The 23,870-nt window shown below is 56.7% G+C and carries 18 protein-coding genes; 9 read left to right on the top strand and 9 right to left on the bottom strand.

The window, feature by feature from the left end:
* Positions 1-84 precede the first annotated feature (84 nt).
* From RE6C_RS01020 to RE6C_RS00990, 5 genes are all read left to right on the top strand, one after another.
* Complete coding sequence (locus tag RE6C_RS01020; RefSeq protein WP_008653010.1) at positions 85-1,815, top strand: COG1361 family protein; 1,731 nt, start codon at positions 85-87, stop codon at positions 1,813-1,815.
* 359 nt (positions 1,816-2,174) lie between these two features.
* Entirely contained in the window at positions 2,175-3,032 is an 858-nt protein-coding gene (locus RE6C_RS01010; protein WP_008653008.1) for a DUF1206 domain-containing protein, read from the top strand.
* A 351-nt stretch (positions 3,033-3,383) separates the two neighbouring features.
* On the top strand, positions 3,384-4,247 hold the full coding sequence (locus tag RE6C_RS01000; protein WP_236617844.1) for a DUF2314 domain-containing protein: 864 nt from the start codon (positions 3,384-3,386) through the stop codon (positions 4,245-4,247).
* Between the two features lie 180 nt (positions 4,248-4,427).
* Positions 4,428-5,216: a carbon-nitrogen hydrolase family protein gene (locus RE6C_RS00995; RefSeq protein WP_008652999.1), complete on the top strand. Its 789-nt coding sequence runs from the start codon at positions 4,428-4,430 to the stop codon at positions 5,214-5,216.
* A gap of 86 nt (positions 5,217-5,302) precedes the next feature.
* Entirely contained in the window at positions 5,303-5,632 is a 330-nt protein-coding gene (locus RE6C_RS00990; protein WP_008652998.1) for a hypothetical protein, read from the top strand.
* 2 nt (positions 5,633-5,634) lie between these two features.
* Here RE6C_RS00990 and RE6C_RS00985 read toward each other — a convergent pair whose 3' ends face one another.
* On the bottom strand, positions 5,635-7,515 hold the full coding sequence (locus tag RE6C_RS00985) for an arylsulfatase (RefSeq protein ID WP_008652997.1): 1,881 nt from the start codon (positions 7,513-7,515) through the stop codon (positions 5,635-5,637).
* A 612-nt stretch (positions 7,516-8,127) separates the two neighbouring features.
* Here RE6C_RS00985 and ltrA point away from each other — a divergent pair.
* From ltrA to RE6C_RS00965, 3 genes are all read left to right on the top strand, one after another.
* Positions 8,128-9,621, top strand: a complete 1,494-nt coding sequence (gene ltrA, locus RE6C_RS00975) for a group II intron reverse transcriptase/maturase (protein ID WP_039960849.1) — start codon at positions 8,128-8,130, stop codon at positions 9,619-9,621.
* Between the two features lie 279 nt (positions 9,622-9,900).
* The gene (locus RE6C_RS00970) at positions 9,901-10,968 is read left to right on the top strand and encodes a transglutaminase-like domain-containing protein (protein ID WP_008652987.1); all 1,068 of its coding nucleotides are present in this window, start codon (positions 9,901-9,903) and stop codon (positions 10,966-10,968) included.
* 81 nt (positions 10,969-11,049) lie between these two features.
* Positions 11,050-11,907: a dihydroorotate dehydrogenase electron transfer subunit gene (locus RE6C_RS00965; RefSeq protein ID WP_008652985.1), complete on the top strand. Its 858-nt coding sequence runs from the start codon at positions 11,050-11,052 to the stop codon at positions 11,905-11,907.
* 90 nt (positions 11,908-11,997) lie between these two features.
* Here the strand turns inward: RE6C_RS00965 and RE6C_RS00960 are convergent, their stop codons facing one another.
* Positions 11,998-13,023, bottom strand: a complete 1,026-nt coding sequence (locus RE6C_RS00960) for a helix-turn-helix transcriptional regulator (protein ID WP_008652983.1) — start codon at positions 13,021-13,023, stop codon at positions 11,998-12,000.
* Positions 13,024-13,125: 102 nt separating this feature from the next.
* Positions 13,126-13,881 (bottom strand): hypothetical protein, encoded by a 756-nt coding sequence (locus RE6C_RS00955; RefSeq protein WP_008652982.1) that lies wholly within the window; start codon positions 13,879-13,881, stop codon positions 13,126-13,128.
* Between the two features lie 493 nt (positions 13,882-14,374).
* On the opposite strand from RE6C_RS00955, the gene RE6C_RS00950 reads away from it, so the two are divergent.
* Positions 14,375-14,836, top strand: a complete 462-nt coding sequence (locus RE6C_RS00950) for a ferritin-like domain-containing protein (RefSeq protein ID WP_008652974.1) — start codon at positions 14,375-14,377, stop codon at positions 14,834-14,836.
* A gap of 143 nt (positions 14,837-14,979) precedes the next feature.
* Here the strand turns inward: RE6C_RS00950 and RE6C_RS00945 are convergent, their stop codons facing one another.
* The 6 genes from RE6C_RS00945 to RE6C_RS00915 form a co-directional block, all read right to left on the bottom strand.
* Positions 14,980-15,990 (bottom strand): HEAT repeat domain-containing protein, encoded by a 1,011-nt coding sequence (locus tag RE6C_RS00945; protein ID WP_008652968.1) that lies wholly within the window; start codon positions 15,988-15,990, stop codon positions 14,980-14,982.
* Positions 15,981-17,003 carry a ribonuclease H family protein gene (locus RE6C_RS00940; protein WP_008652966.1) on the bottom strand — a complete coding sequence of 341 codons (1,023 nt, stop codon included), beginning with the start codon at positions 17,001-17,003 and terminating at the stop codon, positions 15,981-15,983. Before RE6C_RS00940 ends, RE6C_RS00945 begins: the two co-directional genes overlap by 10 nt.
* Before the next feature lie 2 nt (positions 17,004-17,005).
* The gene (locus RE6C_RS00935; RefSeq protein WP_008652965.1) at positions 17,006-18,292 is read right to left on the bottom strand and encodes an HD-GYP domain-containing protein; all 1,287 of its coding nucleotides are present in this window, start codon (positions 18,290-18,292) and stop codon (positions 17,006-17,008) included.
* 99 nt (positions 18,293-18,391) lie between these two features.
* A complete protein-coding gene (locus RE6C_RS00930; RefSeq protein WP_008652964.1) occupies positions 18,392-19,579 on the bottom strand; it encodes an AAA family ATPase in 1,188 nt (395 codons plus the stop codon).
* Between the two features lie 40 nt (positions 19,580-19,619).
* Positions 19,620-20,576: an ATP-binding response regulator gene (locus tag RE6C_RS00925; RefSeq protein ID WP_008652963.1), complete on the bottom strand. Its 957-nt coding sequence runs from the start codon at positions 20,574-20,576 to the stop codon at positions 19,620-19,622.
* A 128-nt stretch (positions 20,577-20,704) separates the two neighbouring features.
* Positions 20,705-23,464 (bottom strand): COG1361 family protein, encoded by a 2,760-nt coding sequence (locus tag RE6C_RS00915; protein WP_008652962.1) that lies wholly within the window; start codon positions 23,462-23,464, stop codon positions 20,705-20,707.
* Positions 23,465-23,870 lie beyond the last annotated feature (406 nt).

The following is a 23,870-nucleotide window of genomic DNA, read 5'->3' as shown; positions in this document are numbered from 1 at the left end:
AAGAGTTTGCATTCTTGGAATCTTCATTGGAGAAAGCGAGCCGCTGGCATAGCCCTTGCACGAAGCCGCCTCCGTCATCTCTCAATGACGCACGTTGTTTCCAATCCGATTTCCAACCTAGACAAGAGGTATGTCATGACTTCATTTGGAAGAAGTCTCTTCTTCGCAGCAGCCGCCGTATGTTCCGCGTCGTTGCTCTCGTCCGCCCAAGCCCAAACGTCTTTGTCGACAGGCGACGGACTATTGAAGGTAACCAGCCAGATGCCGGAGGAGGTTCGGCTCGGCGAAAGCTTCAACTACACGGTTGAAGTTTCAAATATCTCTGACCAAGTCACTTTGCACCGAGTGAAGTTGGCCCAGAAGAAGGCAGAGGGATTGTCCATCGAGTCAGTTTCTCAGCAGGGTGAGAAGGCAAACAAGCAGCAATCTCAATCCGAAGCCGAAGAAAAGAAGAACAGCAACAAGAATCAAATGTTGATTCAGATGCTGAAGCCCGGTGAATCGCGAACGTTTGATGTTCAAGCGGTTGCTGATCAGGAAGGTGAGATTCGCAGTTGCCTGGAAGTGGTCAGCTACAAACCCGCAATCTGCCTGACCAGCGAGGCGGTCAAGCCTCAGCTCGAGCTGACCAAAGTTGCGCCCAAGAAAGCCAATCGATGCAACGTCATCAAGATGGAGTACACGCTGAAAAACGGCGGGAGTGGCGATGTCGGGCCAATCACGATCAAGGATTCTCTTGGTGACGGTCTGGCCACGATCGAAGGAAACAACGAATTGAAGTTCGATATCGACGGACTCGAAGCAGGCGAAACCCGCAAGTTCATCGCTCGTGTGTACGCATCGAAGAGCGGCGAATTTGGTAGCCGTGCGGAAGCCAAAGCGACCGAGAGTGATTTGAGTTCACGAAGCAAGGAAACTCAAACGAAAGTCGTTTCCGCTGACTTGGTCGCAAAGGTCGAGGGCCCCAATCGTTTGTATGGCAATGACTTGGCGCAATTCACTGCGACCATCACGAACCAGGGCAACGCACCGGCCGAAGACGTGCGAGTGAATTTAATGTGGCCGGAAGCAGCCAACTTGGCTGATATGAGCGAGCCGCAAATGAAATCGAGTCAGTCGCAAAAGAACGATTCGAAGAACCAGTCGGATGGTCAGCCTACACCAGCGGACTCGGAACAGAAGTCGGCGTCGAATCAATCAGAAGGCAGCAATGACAACGAGCAGTCCAAGCAAAAGGATATGCCCAAGATGGCAGAGAAAACGCTGACGATTGATGCGTTGAAGCCTGGTCAGAGTGCCACGATTGACTATGCCATTCGTACTGGTGAGTTGGAAGAGATTCCAACCAAAGTGCAGGCAACGAGCGTTTGCACCGTCGATGTCGCCGAAGACGAAGAGAAGGCGACGACTCGCGCCATCGCGACCGCGATGACTCGTGCGAAAGTGGTTCGTCTACCCGCATTGCAGCTCACTGTTGTGGACGACGAAGATCCAGTGAACAACGGTAGCGAAGTGACCTACACAATCAAGGTTTGGAATGAAGGGGATGCGCTTGATAACAATGTTCGTCTGACCGCTGAACTGCCAGACGGTTTGAAGTTCGTCTCCGCTGATGGGCCAACGGAATTGAAGGAAGAAGGCCAGTCAATCCAGTTTGCTCCCATTAAAAAGATGCAGCCTGGTGACGAAGTGACCTACACCGTGAAAGCCGAGGGTGACGGGGAAGGTTCGGTACGATTGACGACTCAATTGGCCAGCCAATCGCTTTCGTCGAAAATTACCGCGGAAGAGCCTACGCGAATTTTCAAACGCTGAGTGAATAAACGCCAGTTTGACTGGTGAATCACGATTGATTTCAAGACAGGTTCGCGGCCTTCGGGTCGCGGACCTGTTTGATGTAGGGGCGAGCTGTTTCGCGTGGTTGTGTGGCACGATCAACGGCCAGTGCGATTGCTGGCATTGTTATCCTGCGTGGAACCTGCTCGACGACCGACCACGAGCGTCGACCTTGAAACAGCTCAATCGCGGGGCGGGGATGCGCAATGGTGTCGGAATGATGGCTAATCGGCATGGGGTTTGCGAACCATCTGCAAGCAGTCGATCTCATGGAACTTTGCCACTGTGGGATCCAATCTGCTCATTTGCTTCCACTGTGTACCATCGAGGTCCGATCCATGTCCGCTGACGCCACTTCCCGTTTCTCTTGGCGCGGTTTTCAAGAAGCTCGTTTACCACAAGTTCCCTCTTGGGTGGAGACGCTTGGTCGTGCGGGACACATCGCCAAGGGCGTGGTGTATTTCATCGTCGGCTTCCTCGCCTTTCGCGTTACCATCGGCGCCGGTGGTGAGGTCGGTGGGTCTCGCAACGCAATTCGCGAAATTGGCGAGCAACCCTACGGCAAATTCTTGTTGGGATTGGTGGCGATTGGTTTGCTTGGCTACACCGCTTGGCGTTGGGTCCAGGCGATCAAGGACACCGAGGGTGCGGGAACAGAAGCGAAGGGCTTGGTGAAGCGAACCGGATACGCGATCAGTGGCCTCGCCTACTTGGTGCTCGGTTGCTATGCGGGATCGCTGGCACTTGGTTTTGTCGGTGGGTCATCTGGCGGCAATTCGTCCGGTGCATCTTTCTTGCTCGATAGTACGCCGGGACGGATCATCCTTGGTGTCGCGGGCGCTGTCACGATCGGTGTTGGAATCTACTTCATGGTGAAGGGCTACTACGCCAAGTTCATGACGAAGTATCAGTTGGCCGAAATGGGTGACACGTTTCGAACGACGGCACTTCATGCGGGTCGAATTGGTTTGATCACGCGTGGAATTGCCTTTGCGATCATCGGGTTCTTTTTGGCCCAGTCGGCTTGGCAGGGGACTGCCAACGGTGAGATTGCGGGCATGGGTGACGCTCTTTCTGCGATCGCCGGCCAGATATACGGTCGAATTCTATTGGGCATCGTCGGGTTTGGTTTGATGGCCTATGCGGTGCATATGTTCTTGCTCGGTTGCTACCGAAGATTCAACGTCGCCAGTTGAAATTGCGACACCGATCGAACTTCTCACTCACAAATCGCGGACTGGTAAGAGTCGCTGATCGTGCGATTCAGACGAAGGTCTTACGGGGCGTGGTGTCGCTGTACGCCAGTCCGGCGGGGCGGATTCCGCTGTAGCGGCCCATTGCGGGCGCCATCTGGGGTATGCTAAGGCGTTCCAAGCAACTTCGCCCTGGCACTGATCGATGCCAACTTTGCAAACCGCGTGGTGTGTTGGTGAGAGAGCTTCGAAGCTTGGACGAGTATCCACGTTGGCGATCGGTTTGTCCGTCAATTCGCCTTCGTGCGTTGTCGTGTGCAAGTTTCTTTCGATCAGCAAGGTTGGGGTTGAGCAATGTCATCACAAGCATCTCCTGTTTTCCATACACCTGGAAATGATTCCGAGATGAAGGAAGCGGCGGCCAAGGCTCGCAAGACGTTTCGCTACTTTTGGCGTGAGATGTCCTGGGAACGCCGTCGGATTATCCCAGGATTGGAGTTGTCGGCGGTGAAGGCTACCTTCACCGATCCGCCGGAAATTCGGTCAGAGGATCCTGATGCGTTGGAATGCGAACACATGTGGCTGATGGATGTTGATTTTGATGGCCGCAAAATCGAAGGCACGTTGATCAACGCGCCGAGTTCGTTGCAGTCGGTTCATGAAGGCGATCGCGTTAGGATCCCAGGACGCCAACTGTGCGACTGGATGTATGTGACGTTGGGCGAAGTGTATGGCGGATTCACCGTTGATCTGATGCGGTCGCGGATGAGCAACGTGGAGCGCAAACAACACGATCAGGCATGGGGATTCGACTTTGGTGAAGTCGGGATGGTGAATTTGGTTCCACCCGACTACATCGGTGAGACCACGGCGAAAAAGAAAGGGCTGTTTGCTCGGTTCAGCCATCCCGAAGTGAAACCTCAGGACTATGCGAAGGTTGCTGAGAACGAGCACCCCATGTCAATTAACATGCGTGAGTCACTCGACGAGACGTTGACGGAAAATTCAGACCTTTTGAATGAGGCCGATGACAACGGCTATACGTTTCTGCATCAACTCGCGTTGGCAGGGTCGCTCGATGGGGTGGATGTCTGTTTGAATCACGGTGCGGATCCGAACGGCGTCGCTGAAAACGGCATGACGCCGTATACTTTGGCAAAGTGCTTAGGTTGGAAACGCGTGATGGCACGGTTGCAAGAGGCGGGTGCAACTGGCTGACCTGATTGAGGAATGCCCAGATGGTCTGAGTTATCACGCAATGTCTGCGCTCGAGCAAACTGCGGGCGGACTTCCCGCCCGTTTTCGAAGTATCTCACTCAGATGGATTGTTCCGCGATGAACTCTGCTCGGTATTCGGTACGCGCAATTGCCTTGTTTCTCTGCGTCGGTATAAGCTCATTGGCTTATGCGACGGACGCGGCAGAATCCGAGAAAGTTTGCCGAGTGGCGATGGCCCAGATCTACTGCATCGATGGCGATCGCGAAGGCAACTTGCGACGCATTGAAAACGCCGTCGAGGAAGCCTCGGCCAAGGGAGCCGAGATCGTCTGTCTGCCGGAAACTTGCTTGTACGGATGGGCGAACGCGAAAGCACATGAGCTGGCCCATCCGATTCCCGGGAAAGACACTGATGCATTGGCGAAGATCGCTCGGAAGAACCGCGTGTTTCTGTCGGTTGGATTGTCTGAAAAGGAAGGCGATCAGTTGTTCGACTCAGTCGTATTGATCGACGATGAAGGCGAGTTGATTCTCAAACACCGCAAGATGAATGTGCTGACTCATTTGATGAGTCCTCCGTACACGCGAGGTGAAACAGTTGATGTCGTCGAGACGAAGTTTGGGCGAATCGGCATGTTGATTTGCGCGGACACTTTTCATGACGAGACGGTGCAGCGGATGGCTGGCAAACAACCCGATTTATTGCTGGTTCCTTATGGATGGGCTGCGAACGCGGGTGATTGGCCACAGCATGGTACCTCTCTTCGAGACACCATCGCCCGCGCGGCCAAAACGATAGGATGTCCGATTGTTGGGACGAATGTGGTCGGCAGTATCAGCGGCGGGCCGTGGCGGGGAATGATCTACGGTGGTCAGAGCTACGCTGTCACTCCGGAAGCCAGAGTTCTGGCGCAGGGAGCTGACCGGGATCGCGAAGTTTGCGTGGTGAACCTGCCGGTTGGGGAGTGAAGAAAGTGACGCAGGGCCACAGGGTGTCGTTGGTTTGTGGATGATCTATTGATGATTCGTTTTGCACCTCTTAGAAAAGTTCATTGATGTCGCCCGAATTCAATCCTTATTCTGTCGGTGACGGTGCGGACAACCATTCGGTCGCCGAGGAACCCAGGACGTTCTGGCATAGCCTTTTGGTGTTTGTGCGAGTTGGTTTGGTTTCGATCGTTTGGATGGTCGTCTACTTTTTTGTCTCGGCAATGGTACTTGGTTTTTTGACGGGCATTTACTTTTCGGTTCGCTATTCCGCGGGCAGCCCCCCGGCGAATCCAAGTGCCTGGTTCAGCATCGTTTGGATGCTCGCACCCCAGGTGATTGGTGTGATCGGGCTTGTGCTTGGTTTGCTGGGGAAATTGCCTGGGACCCGGCGGTGACGTCAATCTTCGACGCGTTGAACGTCGACGTAGTAAGCACCGCAGATGGAATCTTGGTTGCCGTCGAGCATCCAGGTTTGCATCTCGATTGGGCCGGCGCTGAGTTGCGTTCGGAACGTGATCGATTCGCCAGATGAATCCGCCAGGCTGGTTTGATCGAAGTCGCCGATCTTGAGTCGGCCGGCCTTGATTGGCAGGGCGGCACCAGCGGGAAATGTTCCGTCAGTGACTTGCTTCATCGGAATAGCTTGGTCAAGTTTCAAGCCTGATTCTTTGGGCCAACGACGCAGCGCGAATTCATAGGTTCCGGGTTGATCGGCGATCAGATGCCACACTCCGTTCTTAAGCACACCCCGGCGGATTTGGACTTGTTGATCAACGAAGATATCCAGCCATTCGCAAGCGGTCAGCAAGCTTGGGTTCTCTTGTTCGCTGCCGATCACAACGCGTTCGGGAGTCATCACATCATCTTTCACGCCGTCCCACCATGTCGCCAAGTGCTCTCGCATTTTCGCGACGATTTCGGGGTGATCTTGCGCGACGTTGTGGTCTTGGTGAGGATCTTGTTCCACGTCGTAAAGACGTCGGTTCTCTAGCAATCGCCACTTCTTCCACATCACCGCGGCGCCGTTGCGACGAGGAATGGCGGGGTTGCCTTTGGTGTAGGTGACTTTGAACTGTGGCATGCGGCTGTAGTTGATCACCAGCATCCGATCGGCCAAAGAATCGGTAGTGCCGAGAAGCCTTGACGCGAGGCTGGTTCCATCCAGTGAGCCGGGCAGGTGTTCCTCGCAATCGGCCAGATCAGCGAGCGTCGGCAGAAGGTCTTGCACATGTGTCAGGTCGTCGATCTTTTGAGCGGCGAGTTGGTTGGGCCAGCGGATCAAGCAAGGAACACGGTGACCGCCTTCCCATAGTTTGGTTTTGTTGCCTCGCATGCCCGCGTTGAAGTAGTGGTGTCCGAACGTGCTGCCGTTGTCGGTCAAAAAAACAAGGATTGTGTTTTCGGCGAGTCCGGATTCATTCAGGAACTGAGTCAGCTTGCCGACGTTGTCGTCGATGTTCAAACCCATCGCCAGAAAGCTGATCAGGTCTTCGAGATTGCTGGGCGTGGTGTCGAGTTTCTGCTGGAGTTCTTCTTGCAGAGCTTTGTCACGGCTGAGTATCTGTCGGACTCGGTCGCGATATTGATCAGGAACGAACCAAGGCCAGTGTGCGGAGTTCAACGGGATGAATGCGAAGAAGGGTGAGCCATTCGAACTGGATTGCTTTGACCACTTGATCGCTTCGTCAAAGAACACGTCGGTGCAGTAGCCGGAATACGCGACACGTTTTCCGTTGTGAATGTAAGTGTCATCGAAGTAGTCATTGTCCCAGTGATCGGGAACGCTGTTGATATGCGACGAAGGGAACCACAAGGCTTCGTCAAATCCTCGGTCTTCGGGGCGGAAGGGATAGTTGTCGCCGAGGTGCCATTTTCCAAAGATCCCGGTCCGGTAACCAGCGTCTTGGAAGACATTGGCCATCGTTTTCAAATCATGTCGCAACAGTGTTCGCCCACTGCTGACGTTGATCGCGGCGTTGCGAAACGCGTCTAGGCCAGACATCAATTGCCCGCGAGTTGGCGTGCACATCGGAGCGACATGGAAATCCGTGAGCTGAACGCTTTCAGATGCCAGTTGATCGATCGCTGGCGTTTGCGTGTAAGGGTTGCCGTTGAAGGAGAAGTCGCCGTATCCCTGGTCGTCGGTCATGACGACGATCACGTTGGGCGAAGTCGCATTGATCGGTTGTGGGGACGCAATGAGAAGAGCAGTGATCGCGACCGCGATTGAGGTGGTCCGAAGGAATGTGTCGCCGAGGTCGGAGTGGATCCAAGACATGGTGGGATGTGGAGCAGGTAGGGCGAGGATGGGGCGCCAGCATTGGCGGGGGGCGAACAGTTTAGCAGGAAGGCCGAGCCAAGTTGGTTCCTGGTCCGGCTGTGACGATCGTGCCCAATCTGGAGGTCGTGCAGTTTTCTAATACCGCTTTTCGGCAGATTTTTACACGGCGTACCTCTCCCGAAACGAAGTTTGGGGAGAGGTCGAGTGACGCCGTTCAGGCGTACGCGAGGGTGAGGGGAGTGCCGGGATAAACCGGATTGAGATAGGGAATGAAAGTGTCCTACGTAGAAAGTTTAGCCAACTGCTATGGCCTCCACCGGAGGTGCGGAGAGGGTAACCGATCCGCGCTGAGCGTCCGGCAAGGGGGAAACGCAGGCCAGCTATTGAGCTCCGAAATCTGAACTTCCGTGTGCCGACCTGGTCCCTCTACGGGGAAGGCGAAATCGCGACGCTCGCGTATGGCGAGAGCGGCGCGGACACGGCGGAGTCTGGGGAACCTGTGCATGCGTGGAAATCTCAATCGCGAGAACCGGGAGATCCGATCAGTTGCGGCGGCGAGCTTGCTCGCTGGCTGCACGGGCAGCGAACCGTCCAGCGGGAAAGGCTGCCATGAACGCTGATCGGAAGTCGGATGAGTCCATAGTACCGCCGACGCGGGCGAACAACGCCGGAACTGAACCGGTCGCGGAGTCCGTCGAGGAAAGGGACTCAGCCAAGATGAACACCTTGCAGCACGATCGACCCCGAACTTCGAGTCGGACCAAGCGTCGTTCACGCGGGCTGTCGGGTGTGCGCGAAACAGCGAGGGATCGTCCCACGCTGAAGTTCGAGAACCTGTTGCATCACATCAACGTTCCGCTGCTGCACGAGGCCTTCGATGCTTTGAAGAAGTCTGCCGCGGTTGGCATCGACGAAGTGACTTGGCAACTGTACGAGCAAGACCGGGAAGCCTCGATCGAGGCTCTCCACGGTCGCATTCACCGGGGCGCCTACCGAGCGAAACCCTCCAAGAGAATCTACATTTCCAAAGCCGATGGACGGCAACGTCCGATCGGCATCGCGGCCCTGGAGGATAAGATTGTCCAAAAGGCCACTGCGTGGGTGATGCAGTGCATCTACGAGCAGGATTTTCTCGGATTCAGTTATGGCGGCCGTCCTGGTCGCGGCGCTTACGACGCACTCGATGCGTTGTGTGTTGGCGTGAGCAGGAAAAGAGTGAACTGGATTCTGGACGCCGATGTGAAAGGCTTCTTTGACAACGTGGACCACAAGTGGCTCATGAAGTTCATCGAGCATCGCATTAGCGACAAGCGGATTCTCCGTCTGATTGGCAAATGGCTTCGAGCCGGTGTCAGCGAAGACGGGGAATGGTCCAAGACGACGGTGGGGACTCCGCAAGGAGCGGTGATCTCGCCGCTGCTAGCGAACATCTATCTTCACTATGTGTTGGACTTGTGGATCGACCACTGGCGAAAGCAACGCGGCCGCAAGGACGTCGTTGTGGTTCGGTACGTCGATGATTTCGTGATCGGGTTTGAGAGCAAGGCTGAGGCTGAAATGTGCCTGGAAGCACTCCGGGAGCGTTTTGGGAAGTTTGGCCTGGAGCTTCATCCCGAGAAGACACGCTTGATCGAGTTCGGTCGTTACGCGATCGAACGACGGTCCGAGCGTGGAGAAGGTCGACCGGAAACGTTCGACTTTCTCGGCTTCACACATCGCTGTGATACCAGCGCGAAGAAGGGTTGGTTCATGATTCGCCGCGAGACGATCGCGAGCCGGATGGCTCATACCCTCTCGGCAATCAAAGCGAAACTTCATCGTCGGCGCCACCAGGGGATCGGCCAGCAAGGCCGTTGGCTTGGCAGGGTGGTTCGTGGTTGGATGGCCTATTATGCCGTCCCGGGCAACGTGAGCCGACTGCGTCGATTTCGTGACGAGGTCAGCCGTCTGTGGTTGCGTGCGCTGCGGCGTCGGAGCCAGCGTCATCGCTGGCCGTGGTCGCGGATGAAGCGTCTGCTGCGGATCTACTTGCCTCCAGCCAAAGTCAGCCACCCGTATCCAGATCAAAGATTTCGCGCCCGAATCAAGGCAGGAGCCGTATGAGACAACACTCACGTACGGATCTGTGCGGGGGGCGACCGGAAACGGTCGTCCCTACCGCGACCCGAGCATGGGAAACGTCGCGCACTACCCTCCCCGGAATTCTCGCTGAACGCTCGCATTCCGACCCTCCCCAACTGCGTTCAGGAGGGTGAATTCAACCTTGCGAGCACGGCACTTCAAAACTGCACAACCTCTCTGGATGGAAGGTTGGAGGGTTTGAGCGGCACGAGGCGGCGGAAAATCTTTGGGATCGAGACCCGCGGGAGTTAGAATGTGGGTATGACTGAATCAAAGAAACAAATGACTCGTCGCGCGTGTTTGCGATCTCTTGTTGGCTCGGGAACAGGCGCTTTTGTCGTTGCCGGATCGGTTCTGCCTATTGGCAGCGTGTTTGGGCAAGAAGGCTTGTCGAACGCTGCTGGCGAAAACGCGGCGCAGTCGCAGTTGGATGCATCTCCCGTTGCAGCGACGCAGCTCGATTTGACTGTTCCTCAGACCACGCGTTGGCGTTTGGGCGTGAACATCGACACGCCGGTGACGTTTACTTCGGGGCTGGCGACTTTCCCCGTGTTCATGGATTGGCCGGAGCAAACGGTTTCGATCAAGGATCGCATGGTGGATGGACGTGTTGGCAATGTCGCCGTCCGCGAATTGGATGGGGCACGGCAAGTTGTCGTTGCAATTCCGCGTTTGACATCGGGAGGTTCGATTCAAGTCGAATTGGAAATGGAGGTCGTTCGGCAACCGATTGTGGCTCCCACGGAAACGGACAATTTGATTGTTCCAGCGAGGTTGCCTCGCGAGATGCGGGCTTACATGGGCAACAGCCCGATGATCGATTCTTCGCATCCTTCCATCCGAGCTTTGTCTCGTGAGTTGGCTGGCGATGCGCCGGAGAGTGATTGGGAAAAAGTGCGTCAGATCTATGACGTGGTCCGGGACAAGGTGCGTTATCAAGAAGGCCCGATTCGCGACGCGTCGGATGCTCTCAAAGCCGGCGTGGGTGATTGTGAAGACATGACCAGTTTGTTTGTCGCGTTGTGTCGCAACGCCGGCATTCCGGCGCGGATGGTTTGGATTCCGGGGCACTGCTATCCGGAGTTCTATTTGGAGCCGAAGGATGCCAAGCCTGAGCGCGGCGAATTGGCGGGGACTTGGTACCCATGTCAGGCCGCTGGGACCGAACAATTTGGCGGGATGTTGGAAGCACGCCCGGTTTTGCAGAAGGGGGATCGATTCCGCGTGCCCGAGCAGCGGACCCCGGTCCGATACGTCGCGGAGTTTTTCAGGTGCGACCGACAGGGATCGAAGGCGCCGCGGGTGGAGTTTATTCGCAAGCCCGTTTGAGGGCGTCCTAGAGGTGCAAACGAAGTGGCGGTACACTTCTCGGGCCGAATGAATCGTTTCGAGTCTTGACCCCTTGAGCACATGTCCAACTTGCACGCTGCCCACTACGCCGACGCGATGGTGCGTGTCGATGCACCGCTGATCCGCAACGAAGCCATCGCGGAGAACACGTATTTGCTTCGCGTGGCGGCACCGGAGATCGCACGGTCTTTCCGCCCCGGGCAGTTTGTCATGATTCGAATGACGGGCGTCAACGCACCGTTGATCGGGCGAGCTTTCGCGATTTATGACGTGCACGCGGGCGTTGATGGCCAGCCCGAGTCGATCGATCTGATCTATCTGCGCAAAGGGGCGCTCACGCTTCCGTTGTCGGAAGCTCCCGTCGGAACGATGGTCACGGTATGGGGACCGCTCGGAAATGGTTTTGATGATCGGCCGTGTGATCGGTTGATCATGGCGGTTGGTGGAATCGGCCAAACCCCAATGCTCGCCGCGGGACGCGATGCGAGGCAGCGTGGTTGGGCCAAGGATGTCGAGTTGATTTACGGAGCTCGTCGTGCTTCTTTGTTAGCGGGCGTCGACGATTTTCGATCGGCTGAATTTGAGGTGACGACCTGCACGGACGATGGATCCGAAGGTCGCGCCGCACGCGTGCCCGATGTGTTGGCCGACCGTTTGCAGTCGCTTCAAAGCGAAAGTCCCGAGACTCGTATCCGCGTCATCACCTGCGGGCCGGAGATCATGATGGAAAAGTCGGCTGAGGTCTGCGAGCGGCTGGGTGTTGATTGCCAAGTGTCGATGGAAACACCGATGGCGTGCGGGATCGGGATTTGTTTCTCGTGTGTCGCCAAAGTCAAGCAAGACGATGGCGAGTGGGATTACAAACGCACTTGCGTGGAAGGCCCAATCTTCGACGCCTGCAAGATCGTTTGGGACTGAGGTGTTGGCCCGACGGACTTGGAAGTCCATCGTACGGTCGTTTCATGCGTGAGACTTGCTTGCCGCGTCTACTCGGGCGAGCTTATGTGACTAGCCGTTGTAGGTTTGGGCGAGCTTTTCAATGACGTCCGCGACGGCTTGTCTGTATTCCGCCGGTTCCAAAACTTCCGCGTCGCTTCCCAGAGCGAGCACCTTCGGAAGTAGTTCGCGAGGATGTGACGCGGGAACGGTTAGGATCGTGTCGGATGCCGGATCGTCGGCGTCGACCGGTTCCAATTTTTGTTCCGGGTGCCAAGGGTCTTCGCGAAGGTACGACGCGGATCGGTTGCCCAGCCGAATCTTGACCGGTGTGCTGCTGTCGCCCGAGAAGATGCCGATGCTCTTTCCCAGGAACTCATTCAGGTTGATCTTCGGGTCGGGTTTGAAGTAGTCGTCCAGTACGGTGGCCTGTGTGAATCGATCGAGCTTCCAGTTGCGAAGTCGTTCGGACTCGTCGGTGACCTCGGGGGCTGCGGCGACCACGTAGATGCTGTTTTGATGAACGGCCAAACCATAGGGTTCGATCTGACGCACGGATGCTTCGCGGCCGATCGGTTTGTATTTGATCTCGACGACGCGGTGTTCCAGGATTGCTCGGTTAATCGTCTTCAGCATTCCCGATTGAGCTTCGTACGTTTTGCTGGGGGTTCCGGAAACGTACAGGACTTTTCGGTATCGCTGGTAGTGTTCGTAGACGCCTTCGGGAATCGCTTCTTGGACTTTGTTCCAGAACGTCTCGATGCCTTGCCAGTACTGGGTGCCCATCAGCGGGTAAAGCAGTTCACGGCCGATCGACAGCGCGATCAGCTCGGTCGCCGAAAACGCGATTTCGTGGACCGCGGTGTGGTTGCGACCAAGGCGGTAGATGCGGCCGCGTTCCAGGACCTCGTTTTGAATATCGTAGCCTGCGCCTTGCAGAGCCTCGACGTCGCGGCGGACCGTGCGGGTGTGCAGCGTCGACAGTCCCAGGTCCAGGATCAGGTCGCCGCGCAGTTCATCCAGGGTTCGGCCAAAGCGTGAATCTTCGAGGAGCTGCAGGAGTTTGTGTTGGCGAATCAGTTGTTCGTTGCGTGCCACTTCGAAGATGCCTGGGGTCAGGTGGTCGGGAGCAAGATGCGGTTGCGCGAGATGGATCGGTTGCGCTCCGGAAGGACGTCGTGATCCGGATCAGGTTCGCGACTACTTCTGGGATTTCCGGCCAGACTTGGGAGTCGATTTGGTCGACTTCGATGGTACGCGAATACGCTGCATGGAGATCTCGCCGGTGGCGGTTTTTTCGACTTGGATTTGAGGTCCGGGGCGACGTCCGCGGCGGGGGCCAGCTTCTAGCGGGGTGAAGCGTTTGTTAATCGGTTGAAGCAGTTTGGTCAGGCAGTAGCTGTTGATGCTCAGGCCCAGTTCGGAGGCTTCCTTGACCGCGGTCGAGTGCATCGAGCGTGGCAGGCGAACGGTGATCATTCGTTCGGGTTCGTGCAAGCTGGTCTTCGAATTGTCCTGGCTGCGGATCGAGGTCATGATCTCGAGCAGTTCCGCGAACTCGGGGCTGGACTCGAAGTGGCGGCGTTGGGGGGCTTCGGGGAACAGTTTCCAAACGACGCCGTCGCAGCCCATGATCTCGCGATAGAAGACGACCCAGCTTCCGGTTTGAGCGAAGGCTTCGGCGGCCAGTTTGAGGACCATCTCCGGGCGATCTTCGTAGGGCATGTCTGGGTCGAACGGCGACAGCTTGATGGGGCTCGTTGCTGCGGCAACCGATGGAGCTTTGGTCTTGGTGGAAGAGCTGGTCGAACCGGTGGGCCGAGCCAAGTCACTAGCGTAGACGGCTGGGGCATCATCGCTCGCGGCGGTTTGCTCCACTGAATTTTCGTTCATCCGTGACGAAGAGACTTGTCGGGAGTCAGTGGATTCGGTTCGGTGCGAAGGCGATGACGTCATGTCAGGAGTGAGTTGGGCTGAGGGTGCACGGGTCGTTTGGGACGTGGTGCTATCCTCGAGGCCGATCAAACGTGCCTTCGGAACCTTTGCTAGCAATGGGACTTACGTCGCCGCTTGGAGGCTGCGTGTTTTTTGAGCAAGCCCTGATGTGGCGGGGGTCGGCGAGGCTGCCTGTTTTTTGTGCGTGTGAAAAGTGGTTGAATTGGAAGTGTCCATCTCGATTGCGTGTCCAGAATTTGCCAAACAATTTTTTTCCTAAATCAATTGGCGGTGTTCTGTGTCGGCCTGGTTGCCGGATGGTTCCGCGAGTCATCCGGTGGTGGTTGATGGCCGCGGTGGCGCTGTCCGCGGGTGAGGAATTCGACGAGTGTTTGAGGTCGGCTGGGCGTCTCGGGGTGTGCGGTGTGAAAGAATTTTGGGAAGCTTTGGTTGAGATACCGAATTGGATTTTTCGGTCCACCTAATCCCACACCGACCACTCAAAGGAAATGCGATGGCCAGCGAAGCACTGATCAATCAGCTCAACGAAATTCTCAAGCACGAATGGACCGGGGTCGCTCAGTACTCCCAGGCTTCGTTCATCATCGAAGGCGTTTGGCGAGAAGTTTACGCCGACAAATTTTTGGGCGACGCGAAGGAATCCTTCGGTCACGCTCAGCTCGTCGGAGAGAAGATCTCGGCTCTCGGCGGGGTTCCTGTCGCGACTCGCAATGAGATCAAGCAGAGCAAGAACCTGGTTGAAGTTCTCGAGTTCAGCCGTGACTTCGAAGCCAAGGCTGTCGAGATGTACACCCAGGCGATCGAATTGGCCGAGCCGCAACGCAGCTTGGTCGTCTTCCTGGAAGACATCCTGAAGGAAGAGCAGGAAGGCGTCGACGAGTATACAAAGTTGCTGCGTGACACGCCGGCTTCGCACTCATCGATGAGCGGTGAACCCGTTCGCAAGTCGGGCTGAGATCACTCCGCTCACATCGGCCGAATTTGAATTTCGCCGAACTTGAAAACACGCCACGGCAATCCATTTTGGGTTGCCGTTTTTTCTGCGCATTGGGTGCCGGATGGATGGCATCGGCCCGATGCTCGCAATCGCCGTGTCGGTCAATGTTCGTGGCTGGCGTCTGGTGGGGCGAGCCGTCCGCCGTCGCTGCGCAAATACACGACCAGTTCCGCGACCTGGGTCGGCGTCAATGAATTCAACAGGCCGACCGGCATCGGTGAGACGGGCGATGGCTGGCGTTGTTCGATGTCACTGAGTTTGATGGATTGAATCGCATCGGGGTTGGAGAGGTCCGTTTGGATTTGAACGCTCGATCGATCGGTCGTTGTGGATTGATTGGTGACCGTGCGGCCGGTGATGATTCGGCCATCGGTCAGAAGGAATTTCTCGAATCGTCCGGTGTCGTGAAGATCGAGCGACGGTTGAAGAATGTGTCGAATGAGCTCCGTGTTGGAGTAGCACATTCCAATGCCTCGAAGATCGGGGCCGGCGGCTCGGCCGTATCCAGCGACTTGATGACACGCGTCGCATCGCGCGATCATGAATGCTTCGCGACCGGATGCGATCACGCCGGCGGACGGTTCGGGGATTTCGATTGCAGACAAGGAAGCCATTGTGTGTTGCCGCGTCGCCTTCTGCTGCAGGTCTTTGACGATGTCGCCAACACGGAACGGATCGGAGGTTCTCCAAAATCGCCGAAGCGACGGAACATCGATCGCGTCCAGAATTCTTCCTGCTTCCGATGAGGTGTGATCGCCTCGCAGCGCATCGACGACCGCACCGAATGACTCAAGGTTGCCGATCGTTGCCGCAGCCTCGATGGATGCCATGGCAACATCAAATTCCGAATCGTTGGCACATCTCCGAAGCAGCTGCATCGCACCGGGGACCAAGTCCGGATGTTTGGCGTGGTACTGACCGAGGTCGAGCACTGCTTGGCGACGTTCGGATGCGTCGGGTGACTCAAGCGATTGAAGAATCAGATCCGGCCGAAGAAGTTTGGGAGGATTGGAGTCGGTCGTTTCTGTTCGTCGTGGTTCATCGCACCACGACAAGTTGAGCCCGCCAAGAACGGTGAGAAGCAATGCGGCGGTGAATCGAATCAACGGCATCGAATCAAATCGGACGTCGCAATGGACTGCGAGTTCAGTGTCGCGGTGGCCGCGGCAAGAAAGCGGTCGGCGTCGACGGGGTAGCCCGCGGTGGGTTGGTATGGTTCTGGTCCGAGCCATCGGTCTTCGAAGTGATGATTGAAAAACGCCATCGCAATTTCGCGAAGGCATTTGGCGTGAAGCGATGACATGGCGACGGGAACGAACGAATCACCTTTGACAGCGAAATGCATTCTCAGTTGATGGGTCGCTGTTTCAACATCGTAAACACTGCAGCGACTGGTTTCATCCACCACGCGAACAATCGCGTCTGGGAAGGTCGCCGCGATGACTCCGGCGTAGTAGCGTCGTCCGCCGTGACGGTCAAAGAAGATCTGCCCGTGCTTGTGGGACTCTAGTCGTTGCGAATTCAGCATCGAGGCGACCAGTCCAAGGCTGGTTTCGCCGAGCAGGTCGCTCTTGTTGGCAGAAGTTCCCGAAGCGTTTGGTTCGCAGAACGCGTTGAAAGCTTTCGCCGTAACCATGCGGGCTCGCGCGTCGGTGATTTTCCAATCGGGAACAGCCCAAGCCTGAGTGGCTCGCGCAATGGATTCCTCAGACAGCCACTGATCAGGAAGCTCGCGCAGCCAGCGTCCCGGCTTCAGCATGTCGGCCAACCACGGGATCGATGCCACGCAATCAAGGTCATCCGGAATCAGTGTCGAAAGGCGATCTTGCCAGTTTGATTCCGGGCGGCCCATCGAGCGATGGGCAAACGAGATCGCTCGATGCAGGTTGCCAAGCGGTGATGTGTCACCGCGTCGCTGAGTGCGACTTTGAAAAACGCGTTTGGAGTCATCGACTCGAATGCGTTGGCCATCGATGGAGACGGGCGTCTTCATCACATCCCACATCTCGGCAATCGTGTCATTCCACTGAGACGATTCGGTGGGGCCTTCCCAAAGTGTTGCGGCGATTACCAGCGGTCCGAGTTTCGGGCCATAGCCGGCTTCATCAACCGCGATCAAGAACATGCTTAAGGATCAATTTCCGGTGGAGCTTGATAGTTTTCAGCGAATCGAATCATCAATTCTTCGTTGCTGAGCAGGGCGTCGACGACATCGGATGCCCACTGCTTCCCGCGACCTTCGCGGAAAATCTTGCGGACTTTATCAAGTGGCATGCCTCGGCGATACGGGCGGTCACTCACCATGGCGTCGAATGAATCCGCGACGGCCAAGATTTGTGCGGCACGTGGGATGTTGTCGCCAGACAATCCGTCCGGGTACCCGCGGCCGTCCCACGATTCGTGGTGATGGCGAACGGCGGGCAAGATGTGTCGGAACGGACGGATGCCTTTCAGGATTTCATATCCCAGCACCGGGTGTCGTTTGATTTGGTCAAACTCTTCGTCCGTCAGTGCGCCGGGTTTTTTCAGTACCGAGTCATCGATGCCGATCTTGCCGATGTCGTGAAGGATACCGGCCAGTTGCAGCGAGTCGGAATCTTGTTGCGTCATTCCAAGTCGACGCGAAAGTGCGACGGCGAGATCTGCAACGCGAGAACTGTGACCGCACGTGTAAGCATCTTTCGCGTCCAGAGCCGACGCGAGAGAACGCACCATGCCTTCCAGCATCGACTGCATTTCGATGTACTGACGTTGGTTGACCAAGTGCATGGACAACATCATCAGAACTGATCGCACCAGATCGATATCGACAGTGGTGAATTCAGGTTGATCGAGCGTGCGGATGGATATCATCCGCCCAAGATGGGTTCCGCCACGGTGGATTGGCAGGATCATCAACCGATGGTTGTCGAGTCTTGGTTCGTCGCTTTGGTTGACGATCGTGATATCGCGAACGATGCCATCGGTCTTCGCCGCGTGTCGCCAAGAGGCGGCGATCATCGAGTCCAATGCTTGTGTGCTGATTGGCTCGCCGACGATCAAGCGATCGGGTTCGTCGACGACGCATTCGGCATCGGCCGGGCACAGTTCGACGATGGCTGTCTTCCAAGGAACACAGACAGAAAGCTGATTCAGCATGTCGATGCAAATGTCATCTGCATCGCTTTCCAGTTCCAGGTTAGCCGTCAGGTCGTGAATCAGCCGGATCTCTTCGAACTTGTCCGAGAGAGAAATTGAAAGCTGCTCAATATCATTGACGAGCGTTTGATTGACGCGTTCCATCGCATCTTCCGTCGCGGTGCCAACACGAGCCGCTTCGGCTGCGGCACGTTCGGCGACACACACGCCAGCCAATACGCTGGCGTGCAGCGGATCGATGTCGGTGTTCGATGTGTTGGTTGATGTAACGGTCATGCAAAACCGTACCACTTCGATGACACTTGGTCGTCATTCAAACGATTTAGGAGGCGGTGGATGCGTGCTCCCCCCGTGCGATTGCTCCGCCTTTAACAATTAGCCGTTGGAGTCGATGTCACGTGCGATGTTCTGACGCTCATTCTTAAGCGCTTCGCTGACTCTTTGAAGCAGCTCTCGCTCTTCTTGCGACAGCGACTCGGCCCCATCCTGGTGCAAACGCTGCAAGATTTCATCGACCCGCGACGCGTCGTCGGCTTCGCGATGTTCACGCTCCATCGTTTCGCGAAGCTTTTGTTGCTTGGCGACATCTTCTCGGCGGGCTTTGTATCGACGCCATGTGGCGACGGGGCCGAACCGTCCACGAAAACGGCCGATCGGATTTTGCTCACCGACCTCGATGTATTCCGCTCTGCGAACAATCGATTCGTAGATCGCGGTCAAATCGGGCGAGCCAGCTGAAGTGAACAGCCAAAGCGACAAAGCAATCACGCCTGCAACGGCCGGCCAAGCCAATCCGCCCGCTTGCGAAGTCACTCCACTGGTACTGAGCAGCAAGTTGCCGGTCACCAAAGTCAGCAAGGCCATCGCGATGATCCAAGCTCGCAATGTCCGGAGGCAAACACGAGGATCATGGTTTGGCCCGCCACCAAATAATGCGAACACGAGTGCCCAGCCGACTCGTCCAAGCGATTGTGGCAAAGGCAGCAGATTCCAAATGCCTTGCAGGCACCACAACCAAGCGACGGCCGCCCACGGATCATCCAGCCAAACGATCGGGCCGCCTTTCATGGGGGCGTCGATGGTGAACAAGGATACGCCGATCAACGAGAGTGATCCGAGTCCAAGTGCAAGCATGCAGAGCGACCAAATCATCAGGACGCCGGCAACCGAGATTCCGTGCGGACGCTGAGTCGGGGCGGTCCAAACGCCTCCGATTGAAACGATGCAACCGCCGCGATGCACACCGGCGTTTCGTTGATGCCAAATCGCGATGGACGTTTGAATCAGCAGACCCAGCAACCAGAAGCCGATCAGCCAAGCCATCCAGTGGGCGTGCGATTGCCAATTGGCCGAAGCGGTGGTGTCGGTCAAGTAAGCCGAGACACCAAATGCGATGGCAGCGAACAGACCGAGCGGCAATGACATCGCGACGGAGACTTCGACGCCGGCGATTCGAAGAACGGGCCACCGGATGGATCGACCAAAGCACATCGATTGTTCGATGGCTTCTTGCTTGCGCAGCATTGCCGCGGAAGATCGATCGCCGGGGTGGACCGGAGTCATGGCAGATACAAAGCGAGATGGGAAGTTGAACGACGGATGATCACGACGCGGAACTGTCGGATCGCTTGCGTTTGATCATCGTCAGTTCGTTGCCAATCTCATTGTGATGGATTTCGTCCATGAATGCACTGATCAACAGGAGCCCTCGTCCACCGATCGATTCCAAGTTGGCCGGGTCGGTTGGATCGGGAAGTGCCGAGACATCGTAGCCGGGGCCTTGGTCACGAATGACAAAGACGGCTTGGCTGCGGGTGGCGGTCAGCGTCACGTAGGTACGACGTTCGGCATAGGGCGACAGTTCGCGATGTCGGCGAATCTTTTCTTGGTAGGCTTCGCCCTCGTCGACCTCACGCAGAGCCGATTCGACTTCCAGGTTGCCGTGGATCATCGCGTTGAGGATGGCTTCGTCGAGCGCCATCGCGATTTGCGTCCACGTCATTTCGTCGAACAGATGCAGTTGTTCCAGCTCTTGTTCCAGTCGGGCGATCACGGCGGGAACAAGTTGTTCGTGGCTGGGCAGGACCAACTCCAGCTTGATTCGCGAAACGCACTGATCGATGTCGGTGGCCTGCGATGCCGAGCGGCTGACCTTGAGAACTTGCTCAACCGTTTCGACCAAGCCTTCTTGGGCTAAATGCAACGGAATGTAGGTCGCGGCTCCTCGCATCAGGGCTTCGCCGGCGACTGGTTCGGCCCCCTCTCGTGTGATCAAGATGATGGGAACTCGCGGGGCCGCGGCTCGCAATTTTTCGACCCAGCGAATCGCGGCGGTGCCTGCGTCGCTGGACGGGGAGCTGGCATCACCGGAATCCGCGGAAAGTGTTTTGCACTTCGGCAGCTCGGTAATGATCAAGTCGAAGGAGGCGACTTCCAGTTCCTTCAGTGACTGATCGCAGCTTTTCACCGCGAAGACTTCGCGAGAATCGTCATCCAGGATGCGCACCAATTCATCGCGTGCATCAGCATCGGATTCGACAATTAGGACGCGATCACTCACGGGCGATCCTCCGCGGCAAACAAACAGTCAGTGGACGGATGCCAATCACCCGTCGATAGATACTGTAGGTCGCCGTCTCGGGTGATGAAACCACCCGAGATAGGAGGCGTGTGGTTGACCCGCGGATCTTAGCGGTCCGCGTAAACCATCGTTGACTCTTCTTTGGTCACCGGTTTGGGCGACTGATCGCTCGTCACGATGGCTTTTACCAAGTGCGTGTCGGCGGCGTCACCGCGAACACGAATGCGGTAGGTCAGTTCCGATCCGGCGGGAAGTTCGTTTTCAGGTGCGAAGATCATTCCGCCTTGGCCGTCCGGACGGACTTCCGCGTCGGCTCCCAGGACTTCCATGCCGCGTGGCACCATCAAACGAACTTGGACGTTGGAGTCGTTTCGCGAGCCGGTGTTTTGGACACGGATTTCATAGGTCGTCTCGGCACCCTGTTCGATTGGGTCGGCCAAGTCCGAAATGCTGAAGCTGAGTTCCGCTTGCGATTCCACTCGAACCGTGCTTTCGCTGGTTGCTCGAGTGTTGAGATCGGCGGCGGCTTCCAACTGGATCGCTTGTTCGCCTTCTTCGACTGGCAGCAACGTCAACGGCACCTTGGCGGGTTTGCCCGGTGGCAAGGACGCAACCGACCAAAGGACGGCGTGACGGTTGGGATCGTAGTAGCCAGCGTTCTCGGTTCCGACGAAAGTGAATCCGCGGTCGAGGCGAGCGATGATTTCAACATTGGTCGCTGGTGCGGTGCCGCGGTTGATCAGTTCAACTTCGTAGGTCGCTTGTCGTTCCAAGAAACGCAGGCCTGGTCCGGTCAAGCGAACATCGATCGCCGGAGCAACGACTTCGACTTCGACTGTGTGGCTGGTCGGTTCGGCGTCGTCGGACACCAGTTCAACGGTGTTGCGAATCACGCCTGGTTCAACCGCTCGCATCCGCAGCACTTCGCGACGGACTTCGCCGGGACGGAGTGTGTTCAAGAACGAATCGAGTTCGCGGCCACCGGGGTGGTCCATGCCTTCAGGAACATCTTCACGAAGGACGACGTTTGTTGCGGCACCCGAGCCAACGTTGGACACTTCGAGTTCGATTTCGAGTTGTTGACCGATCAAGACCTTTGCCGGTGCGTGCTGGGTGACTTTGAGTTCGGGGCGTGTGCTGCGAGTTCGCACCGAGGCAGCGGCCTCGAACGTCACGCGAGCGATGCTTCCGAGTTCGCCTTCTTCGACAGGTGTCAGGTTCATCGTGATGATGCGTTGTTCGCCAGCGGGCAAGGCACCCAGTTCCCACATCAATGCGTCGCCTTGCATGACAGGGTTGCCGGACGCATCGTTGAAACGCATTCCAGCAGGAATAGTGTCGTGAACTCGAACGCCCAAGGCTTCCGCGGTTCCGACATTTTGGACGTTGAGTTTGAACGTGGCGGGTTGGCCGACTTTGACTTCCGCTGGTGCTTCTTTGTGAATGACGATGCTTGGTGTTTGCATTCCTTCCAAGCGACGTTCACCCGGCATCGCATAAGCGGCTGCTTGCGCCGCCGTCGGTGCGTTGCTGGCGTAATTGTTGCCGGCTCCCGGAGCAGCGTAGCCTGGCGCGGGAAGCCCACGCTGGCTGGCGAAACGAGTCGAAGCTGCGGGAGCAGGTTCTTCGTATCCAGGGTTTTCGTATCCAGGGTTACTGTTGGCGAAGTTGTTGTTGGGGGCGTTGCCGCCATAGGCCGATGGTTCAGGCGAACCGAATTGGTTGCCTCCGCCAAACTGATCGGAACCGGTGGTTGGGTCGGCATTGGCAAACTGGTCGGGAGCACCATAGGGAGCAGCGGCCGGTGCGGAACGAAGGTCGTTGTTGAAATTTGCATCGCCGCCGGAACGCATGCTGTTCGCATTCGCTGGTTCGGGTTGGCCGTAGGGTGACGATTGATTGTTTTGGCTTGGTTGCTCGTATGCCATGTCGTTTGGCATCGCGCCGAACGATGCGTCGGCAGGTTGTGCGACCGAAGCGCCCGGTTGCTGTGGAGCCGGTAGGTTTGGCAATGAGTCGTTCGCCATTTGTGCAGGCTCAGGCATCCGCGCCGGACCGTCATTCATTCGCATGTCATTGACAGGAATGTCCGAGGGACCTTCGCTGGCCATGGTTTGATCAGGTGCGGGCATGCCACCGAATGACATAGCCGACATGTCCATTGCTGGGCCGGCGTCTTGTTGCGGTTCGGTTGGTGCGGTGGCCTCAGGTTGAGGTGGCATCGTCATCGACATGCTCATGTCGGGCATATCAAAACCGCCCGGCATCGAAAGGTCGGCTTCCGGCATCGCGTTAACGGGCGCATCGGCTGGAGGCATGTCCATCGCGGGCATGTCCATTGCCATCGCTGGCAGTGCCATGTTCGGACCGGCGTTGCTTGGTCCAGCGTTGCTTGGTCCAGCGTTGCTTGGTCCAGCGTTGCTAGGTCCAGCGTCTTGTGCGGATGTTTGTGGTACCGCTTGAGGAGCGGGTTCTGGAATCGTCATCGGCGTAGGACCGTCAAACGATTCATTGTGGCTCGCCATTTCGACAGGCTGAGACACGTATGTCTCATCTGAGTAAGCCGCTTGTTGAATCGCACCTGGATCAGACGAATCATCGAAGGCCGCGAGGAAGTTTTGAGGCCCGGTCTCTTCGGTGCCCGGCATCGAGATCGGTGCTGGCATTTCGGATTGCCAACGAGGAGCGTCCAGGGCCGGCACGTTTTGATCGGCCAGTTCTGTGTCGCTGGGAAGCTCGCTGCGTTGAGCTTGCGCGGCAGCAAAAGCTCCGAGAAGAATCGTCGCGACTCCACCGGTTAGCCGGTAGCCAATTCGTTTGCCAAAAATTTCCATCGTTCGCATTCCTTTGCGTGTCTTTCGCTTCATCCTGGCGAAAGTCTGGTTCCAGGCATGTCGGGGTATCAAATCACGCAGCTATGAAACAAGCCCAGAAAATAGTCGGAGCAGTGAATTCATGGTCCAGGCATTCACATGCCTTGGTTCTCCGGCCGGAGGTCCGTCCTTAGCGGGCTGTTGATTTAATGAGCCGCACCGCGTTAGCGGCGGTTAGTCAGACGCCAACCGGGGCTAACGCCCATCGGCTTATTGTTGTCACTCGGTATACGACTAAATCAACAGGCTGTTAGCCATGGCTCTGGAAGCGGTCGAATTCATCGCAACGGATTCCCGTTCATTTTAGTGGCGGCAATGCGGCGCGCGAGCGGTCGTTTGATCCTTCACTTTCTTGGCGAGATTCCAGTCAGTTGCGTCGGAGTGAATCTCCTTGAGAAGC

It is taken from the genome of Rhodopirellula europaea 6C, assembly GCF_000338295.1.
GTDB lineage: Bacteria > Planctomycetota > Planctomycetia > Pirellulales > Pirellulaceae > Rhodopirellula > Rhodopirellula europaea.
Note: the sequence above shows the minus strand (reverse complement) of the source record. Positions and strands in the feature narration are given on the sequence as shown.

What these genes read in the sequence shown, in the direction of transcription:
- RE6C_RS01020 (WP_008653010.1), top strand. Translation starts at nt 85, where the DNA reads ATGACGCACGTTGTTTCCAATCCGATTTCCAACCTAGACAAGAGGTAT.
- RE6C_RS01010 (WP_008653008.1), top strand. Translation starts at nt 2,175, where the DNA reads ATGTCCGCTGACGCCACTTCCCGTTTCTCTTGGCGCGGTTTTCAAGAA.
- RE6C_RS01000 (WP_236617844.1), top strand. Translation starts at nt 3,384, where the DNA reads ATGTCATCACAAGCATCTCCTGTTTTCCATACACCTGGAAATGATTCC.
- RE6C_RS00990 (WP_008652998.1), top strand. Translation starts at nt 5,303, where the DNA reads ATGTCGCCCGAATTCAATCCTTATTCTGTCGGTGACGGTGCGGACAAC.
- RE6C_RS00985 (WP_008652997.1), bottom strand. Translation starts at nt 7,515, where the DNA reads ATGTCTTGGATCCACTCCGACCTCGGCGACACATTCCTTCGGACCACC.
- ltrA (WP_039960849.1), top strand. Translation starts at nt 8,128, where the DNA reads ATGAACGCTGATCGGAAGTCGGATGAGTCCATAGTACCGCCGACGCGG.
- RE6C_RS00970 (WP_008652987.1), top strand. Translation starts at nt 9,901, where the DNA reads ATGACTGAATCAAAGAAACAAATGACTCGTCGCGCGTGTTTGCGATCT.
- RE6C_RS00965 (WP_008652985.1), top strand. Translation starts at nt 11,050, where the DNA reads ATGTCCAACTTGCACGCTGCCCACTACGCCGACGCGATGGTGCGTGTC.
- RE6C_RS00955 (WP_008652982.1), bottom strand. Translation starts at nt 13,881, where the DNA reads ATGACGTCATCGCCTTCGCACCGAACCGAATCCACTGACTCCCGACAA.
- RE6C_RS00950 (WP_008652974.1), top strand. Translation starts at nt 14,375, where the DNA reads ATGGCCAGCGAAGCACTGATCAATCAGCTCAACGAAATTCTCAAGCAC.
- RE6C_RS00945 (WP_008652968.1), bottom strand. Translation starts at nt 15,990, where the DNA reads ATGCCGTTGATTCGATTCACCGCCGCATTGCTTCTCACCGTTCTTGGC.
- RE6C_RS00940 (WP_008652966.1), bottom strand. Translation starts at nt 17,003, where the DNA reads ATGTTCTTGATCGCGGTTGATGAAGCCGGCTATGGCCCGAAACTCGGA.
- RE6C_RS00935 (WP_008652965.1), bottom strand. Translation starts at nt 18,292, where the DNA reads ATGACCGTTACATCAACCAACACATCGAACACCGACATCGATCCGCTG.
- RE6C_RS00930 (WP_008652964.1), bottom strand. Translation starts at nt 19,579, where the DNA reads ATGACTCCGGTCCACCCCGGCGATCGATCTTCCGCGGCAATGCTGCGC.
- RE6C_RS00915 (WP_008652962.1), bottom strand. Translation starts at nt 23,464, where the DNA reads ATGAAGCGAAAGACACGCAAAGGAATGCGAACGATGGAAATTTTTGGC.